The 23,377-nt window shown below is 72.1% G+C and carries 30 protein-coding genes and 1 pseudogene; 17 read left to right on the top strand and 14 right to left on the bottom strand.

Annotated features, from left to right (window positions below; translation table 11 throughout):
• The first annotated feature begins 49 nt into the window (after nucleotides 1-49).
• Nucleotides 50-532: an RbsD/FucU family protein gene (locus IFT45_RS15185; protein WP_056057789.1), complete on the top strand. Its 483-nt coding sequence runs from the start codon at nucleotides 50-52 to the stop codon at nucleotides 530-532.
• 13 nt (nucleotides 533-545) lie between these two features.
• Here IFT45_RS15185 and IFT45_RS15180 read toward each other — a convergent pair whose 3' ends face one another.
• The 3 genes from IFT45_RS15180 to IFT45_RS15170 all read right to left on the bottom strand — a co-directional run bounded on the left by IFT45_RS15180 (nucleotide 546) and on the right by IFT45_RS15170 (nucleotide 1,655).
• Nucleotides 546-776, bottom strand: a complete 231-nt coding sequence (locus tag IFT45_RS15180; protein ID WP_056057792.1) for a DUF2283 domain-containing protein — start codon at nucleotides 774-776, stop codon at nucleotides 546-548.
• A gap of 9 nt (nucleotides 777-785) precedes the next feature.
• Complete coding sequence (locus IFT45_RS15175) at nucleotides 786-1,391, bottom strand: hypothetical protein (protein ID WP_192129159.1); 606 nt, start codon at nucleotides 1,389-1,391, stop codon at nucleotides 786-788.
• 63 nt (nucleotides 1,392-1,454) lie between these two features.
• On the bottom strand, nucleotides 1,455-1,655 hold the full coding sequence (locus IFT45_RS15170) for a hypothetical protein (RefSeq protein ID WP_192129158.1): 201 nt from the start codon (nucleotides 1,653-1,655) through the stop codon (nucleotides 1,455-1,457).
• Nucleotides 1,656-1,867: 212 nt separating this feature from the next.
• Between IFT45_RS15170 and IFT45_RS15165 the strand changes: the two genes are divergently transcribed.
• The 4 genes from IFT45_RS15165 to IFT45_RS15150 all read left to right on the top strand — a co-directional run bounded on the left by IFT45_RS15165 (nucleotide 1,868) and on the right by IFT45_RS15150 (nucleotide 3,701).
• Nucleotides 1,868-2,404 (top strand): hypothetical protein, encoded by a 537-nt coding sequence (locus IFT45_RS15165; protein WP_192129156.1) that lies wholly within the window; start codon nucleotides 1,868-1,870, stop codon nucleotides 2,402-2,404.
• A 13-nt stretch (nucleotides 2,405-2,417) separates the two neighbouring features.
• Nucleotides 2,418-2,681, top strand: coding sequence for a hypothetical protein (locus IFT45_RS15160; RefSeq protein WP_192129154.1), 264 nt, complete (start codon nucleotides 2,418-2,420; stop codon nucleotides 2,679-2,681).
• Nucleotides 2,682-2,858: 177 nt separating this feature from the next.
• Nucleotides 2,859-3,092 carry a hypothetical protein gene (locus IFT45_RS15155; RefSeq protein WP_192129152.1) on the top strand — a complete coding sequence of 78 codons (234 nt, stop codon included), beginning with the start codon at nucleotides 2,859-2,861 and terminating at the stop codon, nucleotides 3,090-3,092.
• A gap of 123 nt (nucleotides 3,093-3,215) precedes the next feature.
• Entirely contained in the window at nucleotides 3,216-3,701 is a 486-nt protein-coding gene (locus tag IFT45_RS15150) for a tetratricopeptide repeat protein (protein WP_192129150.1), read from the top strand.
• Between the two features lie 245 nt (nucleotides 3,702-3,946).
• On the opposite strand, the gene IFT45_RS15145 is transcribed toward IFT45_RS15150, so the two are convergent.
• Nucleotides 3,947-4,684, bottom strand: coding sequence for an SDR family NAD(P)-dependent oxidoreductase (locus IFT45_RS15145; protein ID WP_192129148.1), 738 nt, complete (start codon nucleotides 4,682-4,684; stop codon nucleotides 3,947-3,949).
• A gap of 60 nt (nucleotides 4,685-4,744) precedes the next feature.
• On the opposite strand from IFT45_RS15145, the gene IFT45_RS15140 reads away from it, so the two are divergent.
• The 3 genes from IFT45_RS15140 to IFT45_RS15130 all read left to right on the top strand — a co-directional run bounded on the left by IFT45_RS15140 (nucleotide 4,745) and on the right by IFT45_RS15130 (nucleotide 7,179).
• Nucleotides 4,745-5,500 (top strand): NUDIX domain-containing protein, encoded by a 756-nt coding sequence (locus tag IFT45_RS15140; protein WP_192129146.1) that lies wholly within the window; start codon nucleotides 4,745-4,747, stop codon nucleotides 5,498-5,500.
• Between the two features lie 9 nt (nucleotides 5,501-5,509).
• Nucleotides 5,510-6,259 (top strand): UTRA domain-containing protein, encoded by a 750-nt coding sequence (locus IFT45_RS15135; RefSeq protein ID WP_192046875.1) that lies wholly within the window; start codon nucleotides 5,510-5,512, stop codon nucleotides 6,257-6,259.
• 215 nt (nucleotides 6,260-6,474) lie between these two features.
• Nucleotides 6,475-7,179 carry a GrpB family protein gene (locus IFT45_RS15130; RefSeq protein WP_192129144.1) on the top strand — a complete coding sequence of 235 codons (705 nt, stop codon included), beginning with the start codon at nucleotides 6,475-6,477 and terminating at the stop codon, nucleotides 7,177-7,179.
• A 300-nt stretch (nucleotides 7,180-7,479) separates the two neighbouring features.
• Here the strand turns inward: IFT45_RS15130 and IFT45_RS15125 are convergent, their stop codons facing one another.
• The 3 genes from IFT45_RS15125 to IFT45_RS15115 all read right to left on the bottom strand — a co-directional run bounded on the left by IFT45_RS15125 (nucleotide 7,480) and on the right by IFT45_RS15115 (nucleotide 9,975).
• On the bottom strand, nucleotides 7,480-8,361 hold the full coding sequence (locus tag IFT45_RS15125) for an NAD(P)-dependent oxidoreductase (RefSeq protein ID WP_192129142.1): 882 nt from the start codon (nucleotides 8,359-8,361) through the stop codon (nucleotides 7,480-7,482).
• Between the two features lie 144 nt (nucleotides 8,362-8,505).
• A complete protein-coding gene (locus IFT45_RS15120) occupies nucleotides 8,506-9,420 on the bottom strand; it encodes an NmrA family NAD(P)-binding protein (RefSeq protein ID WP_192129140.1) in 915 nt (304 codons plus the stop codon).
• 51 nt (nucleotides 9,421-9,471) lie between these two features.
• The gene (locus IFT45_RS15115) at nucleotides 9,472-9,975 is read right to left on the bottom strand and encodes a MarR family winged helix-turn-helix transcriptional regulator (protein WP_192129138.1); all 504 of its coding nucleotides are present in this window, start codon (nucleotides 9,973-9,975) and stop codon (nucleotides 9,472-9,474) included.
• A 58-nt stretch (nucleotides 9,976-10,033) separates the two neighbouring features.
• Here IFT45_RS15115 and IFT45_RS15110 point away from each other — a divergent pair, with 58 nt between their 5' ends.
• The gene (locus tag IFT45_RS15110; protein WP_192129136.1) at nucleotides 10,034-11,221 is read left to right on the top strand and encodes an FAD-dependent monooxygenase; all 1,188 of its coding nucleotides are present in this window, start codon (nucleotides 10,034-10,036) and stop codon (nucleotides 11,219-11,221) included.
• 45 nt (nucleotides 11,222-11,266) lie between these two features.
• On the opposite strand, the gene IFT45_RS15105 is transcribed toward IFT45_RS15110, so the two are convergent.
• Nucleotides 11,267-12,211: a chlorophyllase gene (locus IFT45_RS15105; protein ID WP_192129134.1), complete on the bottom strand. Its 945-nt coding sequence runs from the start codon at nucleotides 12,209-12,211 to the stop codon at nucleotides 11,267-11,269.
• Nucleotides 12,212-12,332: 121 nt separating this feature from the next.
• Between IFT45_RS15105 and IFT45_RS15100 the strand changes: the two genes are divergently transcribed.
• The 3 genes from IFT45_RS15100 (at nucleotide 12,333) to IFT45_RS15090 (ending at nucleotide 15,644) form a co-directional block, all read left to right on the top strand.
• Nucleotides 12,333-12,959, top strand: coding sequence for a TetR/AcrR family transcriptional regulator (locus IFT45_RS15100; RefSeq protein WP_192129132.1), 627 nt, complete (start codon nucleotides 12,333-12,335; stop codon nucleotides 12,957-12,959).
• 170 nt (nucleotides 12,960-13,129) lie between these two features.
• Nucleotides 13,130-14,671 (top strand): MFS transporter, encoded by a 1,542-nt coding sequence (locus IFT45_RS15095; RefSeq protein WP_371811043.1) that lies wholly within the window; start codon nucleotides 13,130-13,132, stop codon nucleotides 14,669-14,671.
• Nucleotides 14,664-15,644: an alpha/beta hydrolase gene (locus tag IFT45_RS15090; protein ID WP_371811042.1), complete on the top strand. Its 981-nt coding sequence runs from the start codon at nucleotides 14,664-14,666 to the stop codon at nucleotides 15,642-15,644. Before IFT45_RS15095 ends, IFT45_RS15090 begins: the two co-directional genes overlap by 8 nt.
• 3 nt (nucleotides 15,645-15,647) lie before the next feature.
• On the opposite strand, the gene IFT45_RS15085 is transcribed toward IFT45_RS15090, so the two are convergent.
• The 5 genes from IFT45_RS15085 to IFT45_RS15065 form a co-directional block, all read right to left on the bottom strand.
• Nucleotides 15,648-16,034, bottom strand: coding sequence for a VOC family protein (locus IFT45_RS15085; protein WP_192046869.1), 387 nt, complete (start codon nucleotides 16,032-16,034; stop codon nucleotides 15,648-15,650).
• 96 nt (nucleotides 16,035-16,130) lie between these two features.
• Nucleotides 16,131-16,862, bottom strand: a complete 732-nt coding sequence (locus tag IFT45_RS15080; RefSeq protein ID WP_192046868.1) for a WYL domain-containing protein — start codon at nucleotides 16,860-16,862, stop codon at nucleotides 16,131-16,133.
• The gene (locus IFT45_RS15075) at nucleotides 16,859-17,293 is read right to left on the bottom strand and encodes a cytidine deaminase (protein WP_192046867.1); all 435 of its coding nucleotides are present in this window, start codon (nucleotides 17,291-17,293) and stop codon (nucleotides 16,859-16,861) included. Before IFT45_RS15075 ends, IFT45_RS15080 begins: the two co-directional genes overlap by 4 nt.
• Before the next feature lie 123 nt (nucleotides 17,294-17,416).
• The gene (locus tag IFT45_RS15070) at nucleotides 17,417-19,249 is read right to left on the bottom strand and encodes a S9 family peptidase (RefSeq protein WP_192129128.1); all 1,833 of its coding nucleotides are present in this window, start codon (nucleotides 19,247-19,249) and stop codon (nucleotides 17,417-17,419) included.
• A 256-nt stretch (nucleotides 19,250-19,505) separates the two neighbouring features.
• Nucleotides 19,506-19,748, bottom strand: a complete 243-nt coding sequence (locus IFT45_RS15065) for a hypothetical protein (RefSeq protein ID WP_192046865.1) — start codon at nucleotides 19,746-19,748, stop codon at nucleotides 19,506-19,508.
• Between the two features lie 149 nt (nucleotides 19,749-19,897).
• Here IFT45_RS15065 and IFT45_RS15060 point away from each other — a divergent pair, with 149 nt between their 5' ends.
• The 4 genes from IFT45_RS15060 to IFT45_RS15045 all read left to right on the top strand — a co-directional run bounded on the left by IFT45_RS15060 (nucleotide 19,898) and on the right by IFT45_RS15045 (nucleotide 22,177).
• On the top strand, nucleotides 19,898-20,323 hold the full coding sequence (locus tag IFT45_RS15060; protein ID WP_192046864.1) for an ADP-ribosylation/crystallin J1: 426 nt from the start codon (nucleotides 19,898-19,900) through the stop codon (nucleotides 20,321-20,323).
• A gap of 109 nt (nucleotides 20,324-20,432) precedes the next feature.
• Nucleotides 20,433-20,954: a hypothetical protein gene (locus IFT45_RS15055; protein ID WP_192129126.1), complete on the top strand. Its 522-nt coding sequence runs from the start codon at nucleotides 20,433-20,435 to the stop codon at nucleotides 20,952-20,954.
• A 92-nt stretch (nucleotides 20,955-21,046) separates the two neighbouring features.
• The gene (locus tag IFT45_RS15050) at nucleotides 21,047-21,376 is read left to right on the top strand and encodes a hypothetical protein (RefSeq protein ID WP_192046862.1); all 330 of its coding nucleotides are present in this window, start codon (nucleotides 21,047-21,049) and stop codon (nucleotides 21,374-21,376) included.
• A 93-nt stretch (nucleotides 21,377-21,469) separates the two neighbouring features.
• Nucleotides 21,470-22,177 (top strand): DUF2625 family protein, encoded by a 708-nt coding sequence (locus IFT45_RS15045; RefSeq protein WP_192046861.1) that lies wholly within the window; start codon nucleotides 21,470-21,472, stop codon nucleotides 22,175-22,177.
• A 146-nt stretch (nucleotides 22,178-22,323) separates the two neighbouring features.
• On the opposite strand, the gene IFT45_RS17340 is transcribed toward IFT45_RS15045, so the two are convergent.
• The gene (locus tag IFT45_RS17340) at nucleotides 22,324-22,725 is read right to left on the bottom strand and encodes a MerR family transcriptional regulator (protein ID WP_185230600.1); all 402 of its coding nucleotides are present in this window, start codon (nucleotides 22,723-22,725) and stop codon (nucleotides 22,324-22,326) included.
• A gap of 95 nt (nucleotides 22,726-22,820) precedes the next feature.
• Between IFT45_RS17340 and IFT45_RS15035 the strand changes: the two are divergent.
• Nucleotides 22,821-23,377 (top strand): annotated as a pseudogene (locus IFT45_RS15035) (arsenic resistance protein); the annotation flags it as partial.

The raw sequence follows: 23,377 nt of genomic DNA, 5'->3' as shown, positions 1-23,377 counted from the left end.
TCGTGCACCGCGACTCCCCCCGTCCCCTCCCTTCCTGAAGGAGCCCCTCGTGCTCAAGGGCATCGACCCCGTCCTCACCGCCGAGCTGCTGTCGGTGCTCATGTCGATGGGGCACGGCGACCAGCTGCTGCTCTGCGACGTGAACCACCCGGCCGCGTCGATCGCGGCCCACACCACCCACGGCACCGTCGTCGACCTCGCGGGCTGCGACCTGCCGCGGGCCGTGGGCGCCGTCCTGTCGCTGATGCCGCTCGACACGTTCGTCGAGGCACCCGTGACGCGGATGGCGGTGGTGGGCGACCCCGACCGGCTCGTGCCGGTGCACCACGCCGTGCAGGCCGCGGTCGACGCCGCCGTCGGCGGGGCCGTGCCGGTGGAGGCGCTGGAGCGGTTCGACTTCTACGCCGCGGCCCGCGGGGCGTTCGCGGTCGTGCGGACCAGCGACTGGGGGCCGTACGGGTGCTTCCTGCTGCGGAAGGGCGTGGTGGAGGGCAGGGCGTCGGGCGGGGCAGAGGCCGCCGCAGGGGCGTGAGCCTCCGGGCTCGTCACCCGATGCGGGTGGCGTGCTCCAGCACCGACTCGGCGAGCGCGGCGCGGGCTCCGACGACCTCGATCCCGAGCAGGCGCCCCTCGGCGTCGAAGTCGAGCACGACGGTGGCGCGGTCACCGGGGGCCTCGACGACCTCCTGGGCGACGGCGGCGCCGCGGCCGACGCGCGGCACGAGCTGGATGTAGGCGCAGTCGGCGGACGCGTCGTAGGTCACGGGGAGGTCCATCGCGCCACGCTAGCGCGCGGGTGACGTGCCGGAGTCGGCCCTGCGCGCCGCGGCCAGGGCCTTCCAGAGGTCGTCGGCGACGAGGTGCGCCTCGGTGCTGACGACGGGCAGGGGCTCGCGCCCCACGATCTCGAGCACGACCCACCGACCGCCTCGGAGCCGCCGACGGTGGTCGACCGGCTGCACGCTGACGGTGCCGACGGCGTCGAGCGGCCACTCCTCGGGGCGGGAGCCCCGCCACCGGGCGGAGGCGCGGGGCACCCACCGCAGGCGCGTGGTCGAGAGTGCGAGCACGCCGGTCAGCCCGGCACCGCCGGTCGGCCGGACGATCTGGGCCGTGGTGCCCCAGACCAGGCGCTCACCCGCATCGACCGGGAGGCGACGCCACGCCCCCGGGGCCCGCAGGTCGATGACGACGGCGACCAGCGCCAGCAGCCCGATCACGACTCCGGCGATCAGGGTCATGACCCAGAACCACCCCCGGTCCCGGTCGTGATCGAGGAGCTGCAGGGCGACGACGCCGCCGAGGACGACCGGCGGCGCGGCACCCCACCACGCCCGTGAGCGCAGCGCTCGCTCGGAGGGAGAGGCGGGAGGGTCGAGGGCTGCGGCCATGTGCCCATCCTGGTCGAGAGCGGTGCGGTGCGGACGTTGGCGGAGGCCTGGAGCCCGATCAGCTCAGGCGGCGGCGGCCACGATCGGCACGATGATCGTGGCCGAGATGATGCCGGCACCGAGCCCGGCCAGGACGGTGACCGACCACCACTCTCGACTCAGGACAGCTGCGCCGCCTCGCCGGCGTACAGCCAGGGCGGCGAGTACGCCCGCAGCCAGGAGCAGCGTTCCGATGATGAGCAGGACGATGCTGGCTGGACCCATGCCCGAACTGTAGTCAGCTGGTCACGAGCGAGGTCCGCCCCCGGCGGCAAGTACGGTCGAGCAGCGCTGATCCACTCCGGAGTGGATCAGCGATGCTGCACCATGACTCCCGTCCCTGCCGCACCGAGGCGAGCCCCCCGACCCCCGACCGCGGCGCTGCGTAGGCTCGCGGCGGGGGCAAGCTCACTGCCGTGCCCGAGGGGGGAAGCGCGATGGGGAAGAGAACGCCGTTCATCAAGGGCCAGGGGGTCCGGTTCGTCAGCGTCGGGGTCGGCATGTTCGTTGGAGTGGGCGTCGTCCTGCTCCTCTGGGCCGTCGACGACGACCCACTGCCGGTCGGGATCCTCGTGGCCATCATCGCCGTCGTCCTCGTCATCGGCCTGGCGGCCACCGTCGTCGGGCTGCTCATCGCCCGCTCGGTGTTCGGTGACCGCGTCGAGGTGGCGCTCCGACGAGCAGGTGAGCGGAAGTGGCGGCACGGACGGCTCGAGCTGGCGCCCGGCCGCCTGACGTTCACGCCCTACCGCTGGCAGATGCGGTTAGTCTCCGGTGATCCGCTCGACTTCGAGGTGCGCGAGGTGGGGGCCGACACGGGCCGTCGCCCGTCTCCGACGCAGAGCCTGACCGTGAACCCGGCCCTCCACCTCGTCGACGTCGAGACCGACCAGGGCACGCTGGAGCTCGGGGTGCAGGCCCACCAGGTCGACGACCTGCGCGGGCGGCTGCAGCCGACCCGCGCCTCCTCGTGACCGGCTCCTCCTCGTGACCGGCACCGACGGAGGTCGCGATCCGGCGAGCGGCCAGGTGCGGGAGGCCCGTCGGCTGATGGTCGCCGGGGCCGTGTGCGTGGTCGTCGCGATCGTGCTGCTGTTGCAGCCCCAGGACGAGCTGCCCGTGCTGGGCGACATGTCGTCCGCCGCACGCATCATCGGCGGTCTCGGGGCTGTCTTCGTGATCCGAGCTGGCATCGGCCTCTGGCTCGTGCGCCGGGACCGACGGAGGCGCGGGCCCGACGAGCAGACCTGACCGGGATCGTGCGGAGCACTGGACTCGCGGGGGGTACGGTCCACGGACGCTGATCCACTCCAGAGTGGAGGAGCGATGCGGGGGCGCACTCCCGGAGCCGCCCGCCGCGGGCTCACGTCGCGACCGACCTGACCCGACCTGACATGACCTGACCTGACCCGACACGAGGAGCACGACATGGACGCCCGAGACACGACGAAGCGCGGAGCACCCGGCGGCCTCCTCGGGGCGTGGTTCAACGTCGCCGTCTGCACCGCCATCGTGGTCGGCGCGGTCGTCTACACCGTGACCGGACCGGACGTCCTCTCCGACCGGCTCATCGGCGGAGGCGTCGCCCTCATCGGCGTCGGCATGCTCGTCTTCTTCATCTCGGTGCTCCGCCGCGAGCTCGCCCGCCGTCGGGACCGCTGAGTCCCCGATCCGCGCGAGCCGGCACCGGCACCGGCACCGGCACCGCCCCCGGCACGCGAGCCCGACGCCTGCCGTGAGCGTCGCGGGTGGCACGGTCGCCGTCCCGGCCGCTAGCCTGCCCGGATGAGCACCGACGAGTGGGAAGACCGCGTCGCCGCCCTCTGGGCCGACGAGACCGTCGACGACGAGCGGCGGATCGCGCTGATGCGCGACCTCGCCGCCGACGCGCCGCACCCCGCCCTCGGAGCGTTCGAGCTCGGCGGGGCGCACGACTCCGGCGGCCGGGAGGCCGACGCCGACGTCTCGTACGCGGCCGCGACCGCCGCCGGGCTCGCCGCGGTCGACCCCGACCGGGCGGCCCGCATGGTCGTGCAGCACGCCTCGACCCTCCGCAACCTCGGCCGCATCGACGAGGCGATCACGATGCTCCACGACGCCCCTCCGCACCCCGCGACCGGTGCGGCACCGAGGGTGTTCCTCGCGCTCGCACTCCACAGCGCCAGCCGTGTCGACGAGGCGCTGCGCGTCGCGATCGAGGCCGTCGAGCCGACGCTGCCGCGGTACCACCGCTCGGTCCGCGCCTACGCGGCGGCCCTCACCGGCGACTGAGCGCGGGCGCGACCTCCCTCGCGGGCCCGCACCGCGACTCCTGCCCGCCCCGGGCTCGACGACTCGGTCGGCCGACGGAGGAGGCAGCGGAGGAAGACGGTCGCGGACCGCTGATCCACTCCGGAGTGGATCGAGCTCCTCAGCGACCGTCTCCCCGGCGACGACGAGCGAGCAGCCCCGCGGCGAGCGACCAGCCCCGCGGCGAGCGCGACCGCGAGCGCCGCGCCGCGCCGCGCCAGCGACCCTCAGCCGCGCGGCAGCCCCACTCCCGTCTCGCGCTCGAGCGCCGCGAGCACCTCGCCCTGGAAGCCCTCGTCGGCGACGGAGGCGTGCGGCTGCTGCTGCTCCTCGTGGAACCAGTAGGCCCCGCTGACGTCGCCGAGCTCGCCGAGGGCGAGCAGCCGCTGCGTGCGGTGGCCGAGCTCGAAGTCGTCGGGCGCGCCCGCGCCTCCCATCTTCGTGGCGACCCAGCCCGGGTCGACCGCGTTGCTCCGCAGGTCGGGCCGGAGTCGCGCGACGGCCGCCGAGAACGCCGTCACGAACAGCTTGCTGTCGGAGTACGACCCGGTCTCCCGCGACCCCGACCAGTCGACGTCGCCCAGCACCGAGGCCGTGCCGCTCTTGTGCATGCCGCTGCTGAGGTACACGTGCCGCGTCGGCGCCGTCACGAGGGCGGTGAGCAGGTACGGGGCGACGACGTTGACGGGCATCATCGCCGCGCCGCGGATCAGGCCCGCGTTGTGGATCACCGCGTCGAGCGGGGCGTCGAGCCCGTTCAGCTCGTCGGCGAGCGCCGTCACCGCGTCGCGGTCGCCGAGGTCGGCGACGACGAGCCGGGCACCGCGGTCGACGAGCGGCTGCAGCACCTCCCCGCGCGAGTCGCTGCGGGCGTGGACGACGACGTGGTGCCCCTGCTCGAGCAGGGCTTCGGCGGCGCCGCGGCCGAGGCCGTCGGTCGAGCCGGTGACGAGGATGTGTGCCATGCCCCGATCCTGGCCCCGAGGGCCTGTGACCGACCGCACCGCCCCCCTAGCGTGGAGGGCATGACCTCCTCGCCCGCGACTCCCGCCCGACCTGAGCGCCCCGCCGACCCCGACCGCCCCTCCCAGCCCGGCGTCGACGTCCCGGATCACCGGGGCCGCACCGACCTCGACCAGGTCGGCCGCGACCTGGCGCGCAACCCGGACGTCGTCGTGCGCGACGTCGAGCTCACGAGCACCGGCTGGCACGTGCTGCGCCGCACGACCTTCGACCTGCGGGGCCGCGACGGGCGCTGGACGACCCAGCAGCGCGAGACCTACGACCGCGGCGACGGCGCGACGATCCTGCTCTACGACGCCGAGCGCGGCACCGTGCTGCTGACGCGGCAGTTCCGCTTCCCCGCCTACGTCAACGGGCACCCCGACGGCATGCTCGTCGAGACGGGCGGCGGCCTGCTCGACCCCGACGACGCGGGCGACGCGACGGCGGCGATCCGTCGCGAGGCCGAGGAGGAGCTCGGCGTCCGCGTCGGCGAGGTCACCCCCGTCTTCGCCGTCTACATGAGCCCCGGCTCGGTGACCGAGCGGGTGCACTTCTTCGCCGCGCCGTACACGGTCGACGACCGTGTCGGCCCGGGCGGCGGCCTCGAGGAGGAGGGCGAGGACATCGAGGTGCTCGAGGTCGACCACGAGGAGGCGCGCCAGATGATCCGTGACGGTCGCGTCGTCGACGGCAAGACGATCATGCTGCTGCAGTGGGCGGCCCTCGACGGCCCGTTCGCGCCGCGCGGCCCCGAGCGCGACACGCCCGCTGGGTAGGATCGCGCCGTGCCCACCTCCCTCTACGAGCAGATCGCCGACGACCTGCGCCGGCGGATCCTCGGCGGCGAGCTCTCGGTGGGCGACGACGTGCCGAGCGAGGGCGAGCTCGCCGAGCAGTGGCGCACCTCGCGGGGCCCCGTCCGCAACGCCCTCGCCGCCCTCCGGTCGGAGGGCCTCGTCGAGACGCGGCGCGGCCGGCCCGCCCGCGTCGTGGCGCGCAAGGCGCACCACCCGGTCGACGTGTCGATCCCGTTCACGAAGTGGGTGCACGACGTCGGCGGCGAGCCCGGTGCCCGCACGCAGGAGGTCTCGCTGCGACGGGCCGGCGAGGAGAAGGCGCGGTCGCTCGGCATCGAGCCCGGCGACCTCGTGGTCGACGTCGTGCGGCTGCGCCTGGTCGACGGGCGCCCGACGATGCTCGAGCGGCTCACCTTCATCGAGGAGGTCGGCCGCGTGCTCTTCGACGTCGACCTCGACACCGTGTCGATCACGGAGTACCTCGACTCGCGCGGCTTCGGCTACGCCGACGTCGACCACGAGATCGACGCCGTCGCCGCCGACGACCTCGACGCCGAGCTGCTCGACGTCGAGCCCGGCACCCCGATCCTGCGCCTGCACCGCGTGACGCGCGGGGCCGACGGGCGCACCTTCGAGGCCTCCGACGACCGCTACCGCAGCGACATCGTGCGCTTCACGGTCGCCGCGTCGGGGCGGGCCCGCGAGGGCGGGCACTTCATCCGGGCGCTCGGCGCCTGAGCCGCCGCGCCGACCGTCGACGCCCCGCAGCGGACGAGCGCGGGAGGCGCGGGAGGCGCGGGAGGCGCGGAGAGCGCACCACCGGAGGCTCGGCGGGTGCAGCGCGGGAGGCGCGGTCCAGGATCGCTGATCCACTCCGGAGTGGATCAGCGATGACGGCGTGCTCTTCCCGGCCGGTCGACGTCCGGCCCGGCGCCCCTCGGTAGGCTCGCGCCGTGCCCGACCCCACCTCGCCCGACGCCCCCAGCCCTCGCCCCCGCACCCCCCGCCGCCCCGACGTGACCGCCCTCGAGCTGATCGGCGGCCCCGAGCGCGTCACCGTCACGCTGCACGAGCCCGACGAGGCCTGGGCGGCGACCTACCTCGAGCACCGGGCGCGCATCCTCGACGCGATCCGCGCCTCCCCGGCTGCCGGCTCCGACGACGACGGCGACGACGAGAACGACGGCACCACCCCGTCCGTCGACGTCGAGCACATCGGCTCGACCTCGGTGCCCGGGCTCGCGGCGAAGCCGATCGTCGACGTCGTCGTCGCGGTCGACGACATCACCGCCGAGGAGGACCACGTCGAGCGCCTGATCGCCGCCGGCTACGAGCTGCGCGTCCGCGAGCCCGGACACCGGCTGGTGCGCACGCCCGAGCGCGACGTGCACGTGCACCTCTACGAGCGCGGCCACCCCGCGGTCGACGACTACCTGCTGCTGCGCGACCGGCTCCGGTCCGACGACGCCGACCGCGCCCTCTACGAGAGCACGAAGCGCGAGCTGCTCGACCGCGACTGGAGCGACATGAACGACTACGCCGACGCCAAGACCGCCGTCGTCGAGGCCATCAAGGCGCGAGCGAGAGAGGCGCGAGAGGCGCGGGAGGCGCGGGCCGGGTCGCCCGCACCGGCCCCGCACCCCGGGGGCGCCGAGTAGCTCGTACCCCATCTCGGGGCAACCCCGGGCACGACGTGACCCGACGCGCCTACCGTCGACGTCACCCGCACCGCACGACCGCCACCCGAGAGGCACCCGCATGGCCCTGCACGACCCGAACGTCGCCCTGACCGCTCCGATCCATCCCGAGACGCGCCTCCCGCTGCCCGCGACCGAGAAGGTCGACATGGCGCCGCTGCTCGCCGAGCGCGACTGACCCGTGCCCCGCTGACGCACCGCCGGGCTGACCCACTGCCGAGCTGACCCGCCGACCGGCGCGGAGAGCCCGGGAGGCGCGGCTCAGCGCAGCCGGTGCCCCTCAGTGTCGAGGTGGTCGCGCCACGAGCGCGTGGCCGTCCAGCCCAGCAGGCGCCGGGCCTTCTCGGTCGAGATGCCGGAGGCGTCGACGCGGTCGATCGCCCGCAGCTCGACCTGGTCGCCGTGGTGCTCGCGCAGCGTCGCCGCGAAGTCGTGGCCGCCGGCGTTGTCGGCGGCGGCGATGTAGAACACCTCGTGGCCGGGCAGGTCGCTCTCGGCGGCGAGCAGGAGCGCGTCGGCGAGGTCGTCGGAGTCGATGTAGCTGCCGAAGTTCGCGCTCGTCGGCGACGCCTCGCGCACCTGCGGCCCGAGGTTCTCCTCGTAGTTGCTCTCGTCGTGCACCGTGCTCGGCCGGATCGAGATCGCCCGCAGGTCGGAGCGGCGGACGGCCGCGTCCATCAGCTGCTCGCCGAAGGCCTTCGAGAGGGCGTACGGGTCCTGCGGGTGCAGCGGGTGCTCCTCGTCGACGGGCACGTAGTCGGGCAGGAAGGGTCGTTCGGGGAAGAAGTTGCCGACGATGCTCTCGCTCGACACGTTGACGAAGCGGGGCACGCCGAACCGGACCGCCGCCTCCACCAGGTTGAACGTCGACATCAGGTTCGTCTGGAAGACGACGTGCGCGGGGTTCGCGGTCGGCTGCGGGATGGCCGCGACGTGCACCACGGCGTCGGCCCCGGCCACCGCGGCGTACGCGGACCCCGCGTCGGTGAGGTCGGCCATCATGTACCGGCCGGGCGCGACGGAGCCGGCGTCGAAGACGGGCCGCACGAGGTCGACGCCGAGCACGTCGTGCCCCGCGTCGACGAAGCGACGTACGGCGGCGCGGCCGACCTTGCCGCGTGACCCGGTGATGACGACCTTCATGCAGTGCTCCCTCGACGGGCGACGGTGTCGCCACCGGCCGTCAGGCCGACCAGCGCGACGCTACGCCGCCGCGGACCTGTGGGCATGCTCGCCGTGGCCCGGGCGGCGCCGTGGGTCAGGCGGGCGGACGACCGAGGCCGCCCGCTAGCCCTCCGTGCGAGCCGCCGTGCCGAGGTGAGCGGCGAGCACGTCGCGCACGGTGGTCCACTCGTGGGCCCCGAAGCGGTCGTTGTCGACGTGCCGCAGCTGCGCCTGGCCGCTGAACATGTTGACGAAGTACTGCATGCCCTGCCACGCGGGGAAGGCCTCGTCCGGGTCCCTCGAGAGGCGTCGGCCGACCTTGCTCATCGCCGACAGGGTCGCCGTCGTGCCGGCCCACTGCAGGCCGAAGGGCTCACCGGTCAGCTCGGTCATCGTGCTCGCGATCTCGCGGGCCGTCATGCGCGACCCCGCGACCTCGACCACCCGCGGGGCGTCGGGGTCGAGCGCCACGAGGGCGGCGACGCGGGCGACGTCGTCCTTCGTGGTGAAGTCGAGGACCTGGTCGGGGCTCGACCAGTACAGGACCTTGTGGCGCCCGAACAGGATGAGCGGCGCGTCACCGGTGAGCAGCTCGGTGAACATGCCGTTCAGCACCGACGTCGCCCGCACGGGCGCCGCGTCGACGTCGGCGGCGAACTCGCGGCGGAGCTCGAAGTTGCGGTTGCTGCCCACGTCGATCGAGCGGTAGTCGGCCGACCAGTCCGAGGGCACGAAGCGCGGCACGCCGGCCGCCACGGTCGCGGCGAGCAGGGCACGCTGCGCGTCGACGATCACCGACCGGGTGCCGCTCACCGCCGAGACGACGACGTCGACGCCGCGGGCCGCCTCGGTGAGGGCGGCGTGGTCGCCGTACGCCGCGACGACGACGTCGACCCGGTCGTCGGTGCCGAGCGCCGCAGCGCTCCGGCTGCCCGGGCGGGTCAGCACCCGCACGCGGGCGTCGTGCGTCAGGAGTTCACGGAGGATGCGCTGGCCGAGGTCGCCGGTGGCGCCGGCGAGGAGGACGGTGGTGGTCATGACCTCGAGTCTCTCCCTGTCGCGGCGCGGCCGCGCACTCGCCGCGGCCGGTCAGGGGCGGTGAGGGGCTGGTCCTGTCCGGAGCCTGTCGGTGGCGGCGGTCGCGGCCTCGACCATCCGCCCGAGGAAGACGGCCGACGTGGCGAGGTCCGGGAGGTCCGTCTCGTGGAGGGCTCCGGCGATCTCCGTGACCGACGCCTCCGTGAAGGCCCGCGCCCGCTCCTGCGCCGCGGGCGTCGGGCGGAGCGTGACGCGTCGGCGGTCGGCGTGCTCGCGGCTGCGCTCGATCAGGCCGGCTGCCTCGAGCCTGTTGACGAGCACGGTCACCGACCCCGACGTCATCCCGATGCGCTGACCGAGGCGGGCCGGCGACAGCGGGTCACCGTCGGACGCGGCCCACAGCACCTGCCCGAGGGCTTGCGCATCCGTCGTCGGCAGGTCCATCCAGGTCGCCATGTGCTGGTTCAGCTCGGCGAAGGCCACGGCCCAGCCGCGCAGCGCCTCCATCACCTCGATCTCGGGAGCCCGCCAGGCGCCCTCGAACACGTCGGTCATCATTCTCCTTCACTGTGCAGTAGCTTTACTGTAAAGCTCATCCGGACCGAGGAGAACTATGAAGAACCGCACTGCCGTCATCTCAGGAGCCAGCATCGCAGGCTTGTCCACGGCGTGGTGGCTGCGGCGGACGGGGTGGGACGTCACCGTGATCGAGCGGGCCCCCGCCTTCCGCGACGGCGGCCAGAACGTCGACGTCCGAGGAGCGGCCCGCGACGTCCTCCGGGAGATGCACCTGTTCGACGCCGTGGCGGCACGGAACACCACGGAGACCGGCACCGTCCTCGTCGACGCCTGCGGCGTCGTCACCGCCGAGCTGCCCTCCGACGGGAGCGGCGGAGCGACCGCCGAGCTCGAGATCCTCCGCGGCGACCTCGCGCGCACCCTCCTCGACCACCTCCCCGACGACGTCGAGTTCGTCTACGGCGACACGATCGCCCGCGTCGACGACGAGGTCGACGGCGTCACGATCACCACCGCGGGCGGCCGGCGCCTCCACGCCGACCTGCTGGTGGTGGCGGAAGGGGTCCGGTCGAGGACGAGGGCCCTGGTCTTCGACGAGAGCGAGGTCGAGGAGCGGGACCTCGGCGTGACGATGGTGTTCGGCACCATCCCGCGCCTCGACCGGGACGACGACCGGTGGCGGTGGCACACCGCCGTCCGAGGCCGCCAGATCCACCTCCGCCCCGACCCCTACGGCACCATCCGGGCGATCCTGGCCTACTCGCCGGGCGACGACGTCCTCGGCACGACCCGCGACGAGACGCTGGAGCTGGTGCGGGCGCGCTACGCCGACGCCGGGTGGGAGGCCCCGCGGATCCTGGACGCCCTCGCGACGTCGCCCGACGTCTACGTCGACCAGCTCCAGCAGGTCCGCATGACGACCTGGCACCGAGGCCACGTGGTGATGGCGGGCGACGCGGCGTGGTGCGTCACGCCCATGGGAGGAGGGGGCGCCTCCCTCGCCCTCCTCGCCGGGCGCGTCCTCGCCGCCGAGCTCGCGAGCACCGACGACCACGACGCGGCCCTCGCCGCGTACGACGCCTGGATGCGCCCGCTCGTCGACGACGTCCAGGACCTGCCCCGCGGCCTCACGGCGTTCGCCTACCCCCAGACCCGTGCCGGCCTCGCCCTCCGCAGGGTCGTCGACAGAGTGATGACGTCGCGAGCGTTCCGGCCCCTGACGGCGAAGCTCACCGCGGTCGCCGAGACCGACCGCAGCCTGCCGCCGCTCACCGTGCGCTGACCGGATCGGAGATCGCCGACGACCACGATCGCGAGGACGGCGGCGTCACTTGCTGTCGACGTGCCCGATCGGGTCGGCGGCTCGGCGGAGGGCGTCCCGGGCCGCGGGCCAGGCGCCCCCGTCGACGCGGAGGGCGGTGCGGAGGTAGGCGGTGCTCAGGCGCTGGACGACGGCGACCCGCTCCGGGTCCTCGTCGGTCGTCTCGGCGACCTCGTAGCCGACGATCCCGCCCAGGGAGTGCTCCGCGCCGTGCAGGGTGAGGAGGTCGCTGGCGCCGGGGCCGTGCGCGTAGGCGTCGGTGAACCAGTCCGGTCCGCGGCTGGACATCCGCGACTGGTCGTGGTCGCCCGCGACGACGAGCGTCGGGGTGGCGAGCTCGCCGAACGAGGGGCGCATGAAGGGGAAGTTCGCCTGCGCGAAGGGGTGCAGGTCGTCTCCGCCGAGGCCGGTGGCGGCGAGGAGGACGCCCGCGGTGACGCGGCCGTCGGACATGTCGTCTCCGACGTGGCCCTCCTCGTCGACGATGCGCGCGCCGAGCAGCGCCTGCGCCGTCTGGCCGCCCCAGGAGTGGCCCGTCGCGGCGATCCGGTCGCGGTCGACCCGGCCGGCGAGACCGGGGACGGCCGCCTCGACGGTGTCGAGCTGGTCGAGCACGCGGGTGAGGTCGGCGATGCGCTCGGTCCAGATCGAGGGGAAGACCGGGTGGTCGAACCCGAACCCGTTCCGCCTCGAGTCGAGGTGCGTGGGCTGGACGACGACGAAGCCGCGCGAGGCCCAGAACGCCGCCAGGGGCGCGTACCCGTCGAGGTTCCAGCCGTTGCCGTGCGAGAACACGACGACAGGCAGGTCGCCTCCCGTGGCGGGTGCCGACACGCGGACCTCGAGCGGGACGGCCCGCCCCGGGGCCGACAGGGTCACCGGCGCGACGGAGACGACCGGGTCGCCGTCGCCGACGATGTCGTCCAGGGCGATGACGAGTGATGAGGGCATGGAGGGTTCCTTCCGTGAGGAGTCGCGCTCTGCGATACTGGTTATCGGAGCGCCGCTCCGCAACGTTACGGAACGTTGTTCCGTTAAGCAAGCACCGGTTCGACCCGATCGAGGAGGCGCCATGCCCGACACGCAGGGAGGCGACGCCCCAGCCGCGCCGTCACGGCCGGTGGGCCGCCCCCGCCGCAGCCAGCAGGCTCTCCTGGACGCGGCGGCGGAGGTGTTCGTGGAGTCCGGCGTCGACGCCCCCGTGCGCGAGATCGCGGCGAGGGCGGGCGTGGGAGTCGGGACCGTCTACCGGCACTTCCCGACGCGGCCCGAGCTGGTCGTCGCCGTCTACCGCCACCAGGTCGAGGCCTGCGCCGAGGCCGGGCCGCGACTCCTCGCCGAGAGCGCGACCCCGGAAGGAGCCCTCCGCGCGTGGGTGGCGCTGTTCGTGGACTTCCTCGTGACGAAGCACGGCCTCGCCACCGCCCTCCAGGGTGACGCCGCCGGCTCGGACGCACTCCACGCGTACTTCGTGGGCCGGCTCGTGCCGGTCTGCGGGTCGCTCCTCGCCGCGGCCCGCGCCGATCTCGGCCCCGCGGGCGAGGAGGCGGCCCTGGACGGGTACAGCCTCCTGAAGGGCGTCGGCAACCTCTGCATCGGCGCCGCGAGCGACCCGGGCTACGACGCCGAGCGGCTGGTGCAGGCCCTCGTCTCCGGTGCGCTCGCCCCCGGCCGGTCCCCGGGCACGAGCCCGGGGTAGTTCGTCCCCGACCGGACGACCGCCGCGGCGGCAGCGCTCCCGGGCTTCCGTCCGGGGCGGCGATCCGTGTACGGTGTCGTCCACTGAGGTAAAAGGCGTCGCGCTCTGCGACGCACCCGCACGCGGCATCGAACGAGTCGCCACTTCTTCCCAGAAGGAGTGCGCCCCTCGTGCTACCCAGTCCCTCTCTCACCCGCGGTCGGCTGCGTGCCAGCGACGCGCCTCCCCGGCTGTCCGACGCGGGGATCGCCCTGGCCGGGCTCTCCGCGGTCTTCCTGTTCGAGATGCTCGACACCTCGGTGCTGAACGTCGCCCTGCCGACGATCGGTCGCGAGCTGGGCTCGTCGACGACGGGGCTGCCGTGGGTGTCCGGCGCCTACGCGGTCGCCTTCGGCGGGCTCATGCTGCTCTTCGGCGCCGTCGCCGACCGCGTGGGTCGTCGGCGCGTCATGCTCGCGGGCCTCGTGCTGCTGGCCGTGGCGAGCCTCGCCACCGTGGCGGTCACGACGACCGAGCAGCTCATCGCCGTCCGGGTGCTGACGGGCGTCGCCGCGGCGATGACCACGCCCGGGTCGATGGCGCTGGCGTTCCGGCTGTTCGACGACGAGGGCCTGCGCGTCCGGGCCCTCACGGTCATCTCGACCGCGGGGCTCGTCGGCCTGGCCGTCGGCCCGACCGTCGGCGGGTTCGTGCTCGCCGTCGCCCCGTGGCAGGTGCTGCTGCTGGCCGACGTGCCGATCGCGGCGCTGGCGTTCGTCGGTGTCCTCGTCGGCGTCGGCCGCGACGACGCGGCGGGGCTGCGACGCGACCCGGTCGACGTGGGCGGAGCGCTGCTCGGCACCGCGACCGTGGCGGGGCTGCTCGTGACGCCGACCGTCCTCGTCGGGCCGGCCACCGCCTCCTCGTGGGGGTGGGCCGCCGTCGCCCTGACCGTCGCGTGCGGCACCGGGTTCGTCGTGCGCCTGCGGACGGCGCGGCACCCGGTGGTCGACCTGCACCTGCTCGCCCGCCCCCTGGTGTCGAGCGGCCTGGCGTTCAAGGCCGCGTCGGGCCTGGCCGTCGCCGGACTGTCGTACCTCGTGACGCTGCAGCTGCAGTTCGCCTGGGGCTGGCCGCCGGCCCTCGCCGCCGTGGGCACGCTGCCGCAGGTCGTCGTGCTCCTGGCCGGGGGCCGCCTCGTGGGGCCGTTCGTGCAGCGGGTCGGCCTGGGCCGGGCGGCGTGGGTCAGCGCGGCCGCGGTCGTGTCGGGCCTCGCGGTCTTCGGAGCCCTGAGCCGTCACGGGTACGTCTGGGTGCTCGTCGCCCTCGTGCTCGTGGCCGCCGGCATGCGCGTCGTCGGCGTCGTCGCCGGAGCCTCCGTGCTGACGGGCCTCCCGGCCGACCGCACCTCGGTCGGCGCGGCCCTCGTCGACACGTCGAGCGAGCTCGCGGGAGGAGCCGCGGTCGCCGCCGCGGGCACGATCGTCGCGGCCTTCGTCACCGGCAGCATCACCACCACCCCGTGGACGCCCCCGCGGCTCGCGGGCTTCGAGGACGCCCTCACCGTCGCCGGGCTCGGCCTCGCCACCGTCGCCGCCGCGCTCGTCGTGGTCGGGATGCTCCGGGCACGAGCCGCCGACCCGGCCCCCGATGTCACCACTCCCGCCCCCTCGACCACCCTCACCGCTTCGACCACCATCACCGTCTCGACCCAGGAGTCTTCCCGTGCCTGACACCACCGCCCTGCCCCGCCCCCCGTTCGACCCCGAGTTCGTGCCCTTCCTGGAGGCGATGGACGCCCGCGGCCGCTTCCGCCTCGAGACCGCGATGCTGCCGCAGATGCGACAGCTGGACACGACGGAGGCGCGGCTCGACGAAGGGCTGCGCGCCCGCGGCCTCGAGAGGCGCAGCATCACCGTCCCCGGGCACCTCGGCGACCCGATCACGCTCGCGGTCGTGCAGCGCGTCGGCCGCACCGGGACGGCGGCCTGCGCGTACGCGATCCACGGCGGCGGGATGATGTTCGGCCACCACCTCGGCAACCTCGACGCGTACGACGACTGGCTGCTCGTGCACGACGTCGTCCTGGTCAGCCCCGACTACCGTCTCGCCCCCGAGCACCCCGACCCGTACCCGGTCGAGGACTGCTGGGCCGGCCTGGCCTGGGTCGCGGAGCACGCCGACGAGCTCGGCGTCGACCCCGGGCGCATCGTGCTCGTCGGCCAGAGCGCCGGGGCCGGGCTCGCGGCGGGCACGGCGCTCCTCGCCCGGGACCGGCAGGGGCCGGCCGTCATCGGGCAGGTGCTCGTCAGCCCCATGCTCGACGACCGTGACGCGACGCACTCCGCGCGGCAGTTCGACGGGGTGGGCGTCGCCGACCGCGAGATGACCCGGTTCGGCTGGGACGCCTACCTCGGCGACCGTCGCGGCGGCGACGACGTGTCGATCTACGCGGCCCCCGGCCGGGCGACCGACCTGACCGGCCTGCCGCCGGCCTACGTCGACTGTGGCAGCACCGAGGTGTTCCGCGACGAGACCGTCGCCTACGCGAGCGCGCTCTGGGCGGCGGGCGTGCAGGCGGAGCTGCACGTGTGGCCGGGGGCGTTCCACGGGTCGACGAGCATGGTGCCGGGGGCGACGCTGTCGCGGCGGGCCGTCACCGCCCTGCGGGACTGGACCGGGCGCCTCCTCGGCTCCACGCCCTGACGGCTAGTCGGTGATCGGTGTGCTGAAGAGGTTGACGACGTTGCCGTCGGGGTCACGGACGAGTGCGGAGCGGTTGCCCCAGGGCATCGTGGTCGGCTCGAGGACGACGTCCTCGCCGCGGAGCGCGAGCGTGCGCACGAGCTCGGCGAACTCGTGGTCGACGTCGGCGACCTCGAACTCGATCACCACGGAGCGGTTCGTCGCGGGGGCGAGGGCGCCGCCGAGCATCGCGACGGTCGCGGTGCTGGCGATCGCGAGGGTCGCGCCGGGGCCGGTGAACTGCGCGAAGACCGGGGCGGGGCGCTCGGCCTGCTGGCCGGTGACCTGCTCGTAGAACGCGACGAGGCCTTCGAGGTCGTCGGTGACGATGCGGACGGATGCGAACGACATGGGGCTCCTTCAGGGGCGCTGGTGAGGCTGGAGCACCAGCGTCGCTGGTCGTCGCGACGACGTCCTGTCGGTGTTCGACGAAGACGTCGCCGCCGATCAGTCATCGACGACGGACCGGAGTCGCCCGTACGGGATCGCGAGGTCCTCGGCGCGGAGCACGCGTCGCGGGGGCCGTTCGTCGGTGACCCTGACCGCGAGCATCCGGTCGGCGCGGAACGCCCGCACCCCCTGTCGGAGGCGGCACCACGCGATCAGGTACCACTGGCCTCCGTTCTCGATCGACCCCAGCGGCTCGACGTCCCGCACGGACTCCGCGCCGCCGGCGTCCTGGTAGCGCAGCTGCACGACGCGGTCCGCCCGCAGGGCCTCGGCGAAGTCGACCGGGGCGGGCACGCGAGCGGTGCTCTCGTCGCCCTTCGCGCCTCCCTCGCTCTCGTCGCTCTCGAGGAAGTGCACGCGGGACGCGAAGGCGCTGGCCCGGGCGGCGTCCCGCTCGGGCATGACCGCGAGCAGCTTCCGCTCGGCGGTCTGGGCTGGCTGCCGGAACGGGCTGCGGCGGAGCCCGCCGAGCCCGATCAGCACCGCGAGGGCCTCGTCGAGGGTGAACCCCGCCGGGCCGAGCGTCGCCGACGCGTCGATGACGTACCCGCCGGCCCGGCCGGGCTCCGCCCAGATCGGCAGCCCCGACTGCTGCAGCGCTGCGAGATCCCGCTCGATGGTCCGCATCGACACCTCGAAGCGCGCGGCGAGGCGGCGCGCGCTCCGTGGACGCGGTGACGCAGCTCGCAGCTCCTCCACGAGACCGTAGAGACGATCGGTCCGGTTCACCGACCCATCATGCCCCGGGGCGAGGTCGGCTCTTCCGGTCGGGGCCATCCCCACTCCGGCAGCAGATCGCGGAGCGGCGCGGCCCGGCCGTGGCCGAGCACGACGGTCGCCCCGAGGTTGGAGTCGTCGATCTGCCTGATGAACTCGCGGCAGCGACCGCACGGTGGGAGGACGGTCACGCGGTCGTCGTCGTCCAGCCAGACAGCCACGATGCGTGCGATCTCGTACTGGCCGCTGGTCACCATGGAGGCGATGGCAGCGTGCTCGGCGCAGAAACCGGTCCCGGAACCGGTGTCGATGCAGACACCCGTGTGGATCGTTCCGGTGGTCGTCTCGAGAGCAGCGCCGACGTCACCGAAGAGACGATCGCCCACGCGGTGCGGGTTGACGACAGCTCGGGCGGCCTCGATGAGATCGGCGTGTTCGCTCATCGGCCAAGGATAGGCAGACGCGCGCGCGCCGTCGTCCGCGGACGCAGTTCGCCGTCAGCGCGGAGACGGCCGGAGCCCCGGACCGATCGGCCCGGGGCTCCGGCTGTGACGACGGCGTCCGCGTCAGTAGGTGACGGTGAGGGTGTTGGTCACGGACACGAGCGTCACCACCGCGGCGCTGATGAAGCCGCCGACGTACGGGTTCCCCGTCACGCGGTAGAGCTTGCGCGACAGGACGGCCGTGGCCGCGAGGATGACGATGACCGGGAACAGCCAGATGCTGAAGATGCCGCCGAAACCGGGGATCGTCTCGCCCGTGATGAAGAACGTCGTGTACTGAGCCACGACCAGCACGATCGGTGCCGACGCGTTCACGAGTGCCAGCACCGCCGTGTTGACCCACTCCCGACCTCGGAACGTGAACCGGTTGAAGACGTTGATCGCCACCGAGTTCGCGACGAAGTACACCAGGAAGAAGGGCAGGTAGAGCAGAGCCACCCACAGCTTGTCGGGCTCGAAGTCCTTCACCGCGACCACCCAGAAGCGGTAGTCGGTGTGCAGCAGCCAGTCGGACAGGAAGACCAGCCCGAACGCCGCGGCGACAGTGACCGGGGCGAGGCCGACGCTCTTCAGGAGCTTCTTCCCGCCGGGGAGCAGCCCGAGCTCGCGCACCTTCACCCCGTTCTTCCGACCGAAGAGCAGGTAGGAGATCACCATGATCACGATCGCCGCGACACCGTTGACCGCCGCCCAGAAGGCGATGAAGAAGGTGGCGCCTTGCGTGAACGGGGTGGGTGCGGCGTTGAACGCGATGCTGTTGATCCACGGCGCCTGGCTGAGGGCGACGTAGCTGACGCCCGAGACGACGGCGGAGACGATCATGCCGCCCCAGAACCATCCGAGGCCCCTGCGGGTGTTCGCGGCGACGGGCACGGCGTCGGTGCGCAGCTCCGCGAACGCCCGCGTGGTGAGCAGTGCTCGCGCGAACGCGAGCAGGAAGATCATGAACCCGATCAGGCCGAGAGCGGTGAAGGCCTCCTTGACCTGCCAGATCTGCGAGCCGGAGTCGGTGGGCTCAGGAGCACCGAACGACGCCTCCCAGAACTCGAGCTGGTCAGACACCGTCTGCTTCGAGATCGTGCCCCACGGGTGGGTCTGCGCGGGGGTGTAGACCACGCGGAGGGAGTCGTCGTCGTAGAGGGTGTTCGCCTCCCGCACGTCGCCGTCCTCGGCGGGGTCGACCCCGTGGTTGAGGAACGACTGAGCGTTGGGCGTGCCGATGTAGTCGCGAGGCGCCGTCAGGGCGACACCGTCCGCGTCGTAGCTGCGGAAGAAGAACTCGTCGTACTGGTCGGCCACGAGGCCGGTGTCGCGGTCGCCGTAGATGTTCGTGTACGCGCCGTCCGCGTCGGCGTAGACGGGGTCGTTGTCGACGAGGAAGACGGCGTCGATGAGCTGCTCGTCGGCCTCGTTGTCGAGGGCGACCGAGAAGTTGGCCGCGCGTGCACCGTTGGAGTGGCCCGAGACGCCGATCTTGTCGGGGTCGACGTAGGGCAGGTCGGCGACGAGCTTCACGGCGTCGTACATGCCGGTGCCGCCGAGCTCGAGGTTCGTAGCCGGCAGGTAGTCGGAGTCGCCGTGACCGTACATGTCGATCGACACAACGACGTAGCCGCGACGGGCCAGTTCGACGTAGTTGGCGTCCTGCATCTCCTTGTTGTTCCACCAGCCGTGGGAGACGACGATGGCCGGCGCCTGGTCGTCCGCGGAGACGCCGTTCGGCTTGTACAACAGGGCGCTCATCGATTGGCCGGACGCCGTCTCCCAGTTCATGTCCTTGACGGACACGGCGTAGCCGGACGTCTGCACCGCAGACGACACGATCGACGACATCGCCATCAGTACGAGCGACAAAGCTAGCCAGAAGCCATTGCGCCTGATCAGTGTCGGTTTCATCTTCACTCCTTCGTGAGAACGCAAGCCCAGTTACTGCGGTCGATCTAAGAGCGTAAGCACAGCGATAGCGCTGAACTGCAGTCAGTGCACGTATGCACACATGTGCAGAGGCAGGCGTTAATGTCGCCGATGAAATGCGGTAGCGGCGCGCAGATGTGCATTGCCCGTCTTGCATGGACATCCAGTAGCGCCTGTCGTCGCGCGGTGCCTCCTCGGTCGGGAAGCGATCACCCCCCGGGGCGTTGCTCGTCGAGACCTAGAGACCGCGTCTGCGCTGCCAGCGATTGATGAAGAACACGGCCACCCCGAGAACAGCAAGACCCGAACCAACGTAGATGAGCAGGGGATCGCCACCACCCGCGAGCCCCGCGACGGCACGTACGGCCAGGAACACCCCGACGATGACAGCGACGATGGGCAGGACGTCTCGCAGCGGGTTGAACTTCAGCTTCTGGAATCGCTTCGGGACTCGCCTGTCTCCGGCGCCATCTTCGGTCATGCTTCCAGCGTCTCAGACCAGGGGGAACAGTGGCCGATGCCCGCTGGTCGAGCGGCTACCGGACGCCCCGGAGGGACCTGGTCGACGCTCGCCTTTTTCGACGGATGGAAAAGATTGGAAACGAGCGCTGCACCCAGCATCCTGGTCCCATGACCACAACACCGGACGCTGACAGCAGCGTCGTGCTCTGGCGGCCCACCGGCCCGGAGGAGCTCGAGCTCGTAGAGGCGAGTGGCTGGTCAGCATGGCCGCCGAGACTGCCGGACCAGCCGATCTTCTACCCGGTACTGAACGAGGACTACGCCGTGCGCATCGCCCGCGACTGGAACGTGAAGGCATCGGGCGTTGGCCATGTCACCCGGTTCTCGGTGCGGCGGAGCTTCCTCGAGCGCTTCGATGTCCAACAGGTGGGTGGTCGGAGCATCCTGGAGTACTGGATCCCAGCGGAACGCCTCGACGAACTCAACGCCAATCTCGTGGGGCCCATCACGCTCGTCAGCACGTTCCGTCGCGACGACGCCAGCGGCCGGATCACGCAGTTCCGCGAGGAGCGGCCCGCCCCTAGTGCCCCGTGAGGCTGGGGCCGGTAGTCGATCTCCTACTGAGGCTCCTGATCACACCCTTCTGCACCGAGGTGCCGTCGGCCGCGCCACAACCCCGAACGCAGCAGTGAGAAGGTGATGCATGAGCTCTGAGGAAGAGGCCTTCGCCCCGGACCCCTCGGAACAGACACGAGCCATGCAGGAACTCCTGCCGTACCTGTACGACCTCGTCGGCGGTACCGCAGAGATCACGACCGAGGACTACTGGTCATCCGAGCGCGACGGCAGCGTGGACTACGACGAGCCGCCGTCCATCCGCTCCGTCTACATCAGGACCCACAACGCAGCAGCCCTGCCCATGGACGTCACATGCGAACAATGGATCGTCATCGAGCTGGGCCGGATCGGCGGTCGATGGGAACTGGGCTACGACAGCGGCGACCTGGGCCGCGCCAAGGCACTCCTCGGCGCTGCTGTCGCCGGCCGCGTCACGGAGACCACGGCACTGGGGAGGTCCAAGGTCGACGTGACGTTGACGGACGGGACCATCGTCACCGAGGCCGGGTACGACGGCTGCCTGACTATCCTCATCCCGCTTCCCGGCTGGACGACGTGGGGATGCACGAGGCAGTACGAGCCGTACCGCACGAAGGCGGCCGACTAGCCAAAGCCCGTGCCAGGCTCCCCTGTCGGGCGTGAATAGGCTCTCGAGCGGGAGGCTTGCTCGAGGACAGCGCACACGACAGAGTTGCCGTCGTGAGCGACATCATCTTGGAGATCCATGTTCCCCTCTCGGCGTCACCGCAGGACGATCCGGAGGACCTGTCGTGGATCGACACTGTGGACGATCACCTCGCGAGCCTGGCCGGCCCCGCCGAAGCACTCGACGACAGCGAGGAATGGCACACTAAAGAAGGCCAGCCCGAATACCTCTTCTTCCTCAGCAACACCTCGGAGCAGGACCTCATCTCAGTGGCACGTCATGTCTCGCACCTTCCCGGGGTCCCTTCGGGGGTCTACGTAACGCTGAACACACCTGACGGCGACATGGGCGAGGGCCGACGCCTCGACCTCGCTACTTCCTAGCCAGGCAGCCCCGGAGCCGCTAGCCGAGCCCCCATCGGACAGGCGCTTGCTCTTCGTTCGCAGCTAGACACGACTGTGGGCCAGAATCAACGCATGGTCGACGCTCAACGTGACGCATGGTCAGAGTTGACGGAACTCATCGCAGCCTCGTCTCTGAATGTCGTGGCGTGCCCACCACACGAAGACTCATCCACCGCGGCGACGCTGGGACTCGGCACGGGTTCGTACCTCGGCGCGGTCGCGCGCAACACCTCCGGCGTCATCATGGACGACGGGTGGCTGCGCCTCCTCGGTGGTAGCTCCACCCCCGAAGGCCTGCCTGGTCTCGACCAGGCCAGTTCTGGCACCACCGGGTTGCTCGTCATCGCGTACGACGTACTGGGCGGCGTCTTCGCCCTGGACGGAGGTGCCCTCGGCACAGGCGACGGCTCCGTCCACCATTTCTCGGTCGACTCCCTGTGTTGGGAGGACCTAGAGCTGGGCCACGCCGCCTTCGTGACCAGGATGCTCGCTGGTGCGACCGCGAGCTTCTACGAATCCCTCCGGTGGCCGGGGTGGCAGGACGACATCGCCACTCTGCAACCGAGGCGGGGCTTGTCGCTCTACCCTCATCCGTTCACGGCAGAGGGCAAGGACGTCGGCAGCGCCAGCAAGCGGGCCGTGCCCATGGCGGAGTTACTCGCCATGCACAACGACGTCGCCATCCAGCTCGGAATTGATGACGGGCCCGCCTGCTCCGTGGTCCTGAGTGGTCCGTACCGTTCCGGAGGCCGATGGGCTATCGAGACAGCGGCGGCCTGAACTGGTCGAGGGATGCTGCCGTTCGCGTTGCGCTAGCTACTTCCCCCTGCGTAGCTGACGAACATGCTCGCGCGTGTGAGCAGACGAATTCGACCCAAGGCCTGAGGTGGCCAGTAAACGATCCTTCTCCGGGCGCAGGCAGCCACCTAGGCGCTGCGACGGAAGACGCACTCGGTCGAACACCGCTCAGACCCGTCAGGACACTCGGCCAGGTCGTGCTCGGCACGACCAAGGCGCGACCGGAGCCGGTCGAGCCGGGCCTGCTTCTCCTCGATCTGACGCACCTGCTCTGCCAAGAGCGGCCGCAAGGCCTCCCGGACATCGGTGCAGGACGTCGACTCCATGGCGCTGAGGTGCGCGCCGACCTGATCAAGAGGTAACCCGAGTTCCTTGCTGGCTTCAATCAGGTCGAGCCGGCTGAGAACGTCCGGGGTGTAGTCCCGGTACCCGTTCGAGGTCCTGGCAGGGGTCAGGAGCCCGATGGACTCGTAGTACCGGAGCGCCGTGGCGGAGACGCCGCTGCGTTTACTGACCTCGGAGATTCGCACACCGCGACCCTAGAGCCGCCGCTGCCGCTTGACCTTCAAGCGGCTTGAACCTCTACGGTCGCTGACGTGCCCTTCTTCTCCACACCGGTCCAGCCGTGAACGCGGTCGTCTCCTGGCTCGAACACCGGCAGATCGGCCTCTACCTGGTCGCTATCCTGGCTGCCGGCCTGGTCGGCCTCACCGTGCCAGGGGCACATCACCTAGAGGGAGCGATCGAGCCTGTGCTCGCGCTGCTGCTGTTCGCGACGTTCCTCGGGGTGCCGTTCGCGGCGATCGGGAGGTCCCTCCGAGACGGGCGGTTCCTCGCCGCGGTCGGGGTGCTGAACTTCATCGTCGTCCCCCTCGTCGCGTACGGGCTGTCCCGGTTCGTCGCGGACGAGCCGGCACTGCTGTTCGGGGTGCTGCTGGTGCTGTTGACCCCGTGCATCGACTACGTCATCGTGTTCGCCGGCCTTGCCGGCGGCGCGTCAGAACGGCTCCTCGCTGCGGCACCGCTGCTGATGCTGGCGCAGATCCTTCTCCTGCCGCTGTACCTGCTGCTGTTCATCGGCCCCGAGGGCGTCGCCGTGGTCGAGGTCGGCCCCTTCGCCCGGGCGTTCCTGCTCCTGATCGTCGTCCCGCTCACCGCGGCCGCGCTCGTGCAGGCACTCGC

The sequence above is a fragment of the Frigoribacterium sp. CFBP 13707 genome (assembly GCF_014842245.1).
GTDB classification, from domain to species: Bacteria; Actinomycetota; Actinomycetes; order Actinomycetales; family Microbacteriaceae; genus Frigoribacterium; species Frigoribacterium endophyticum.
This window is presented reverse-complemented; position numbering and strand designations above follow the sequence as displayed.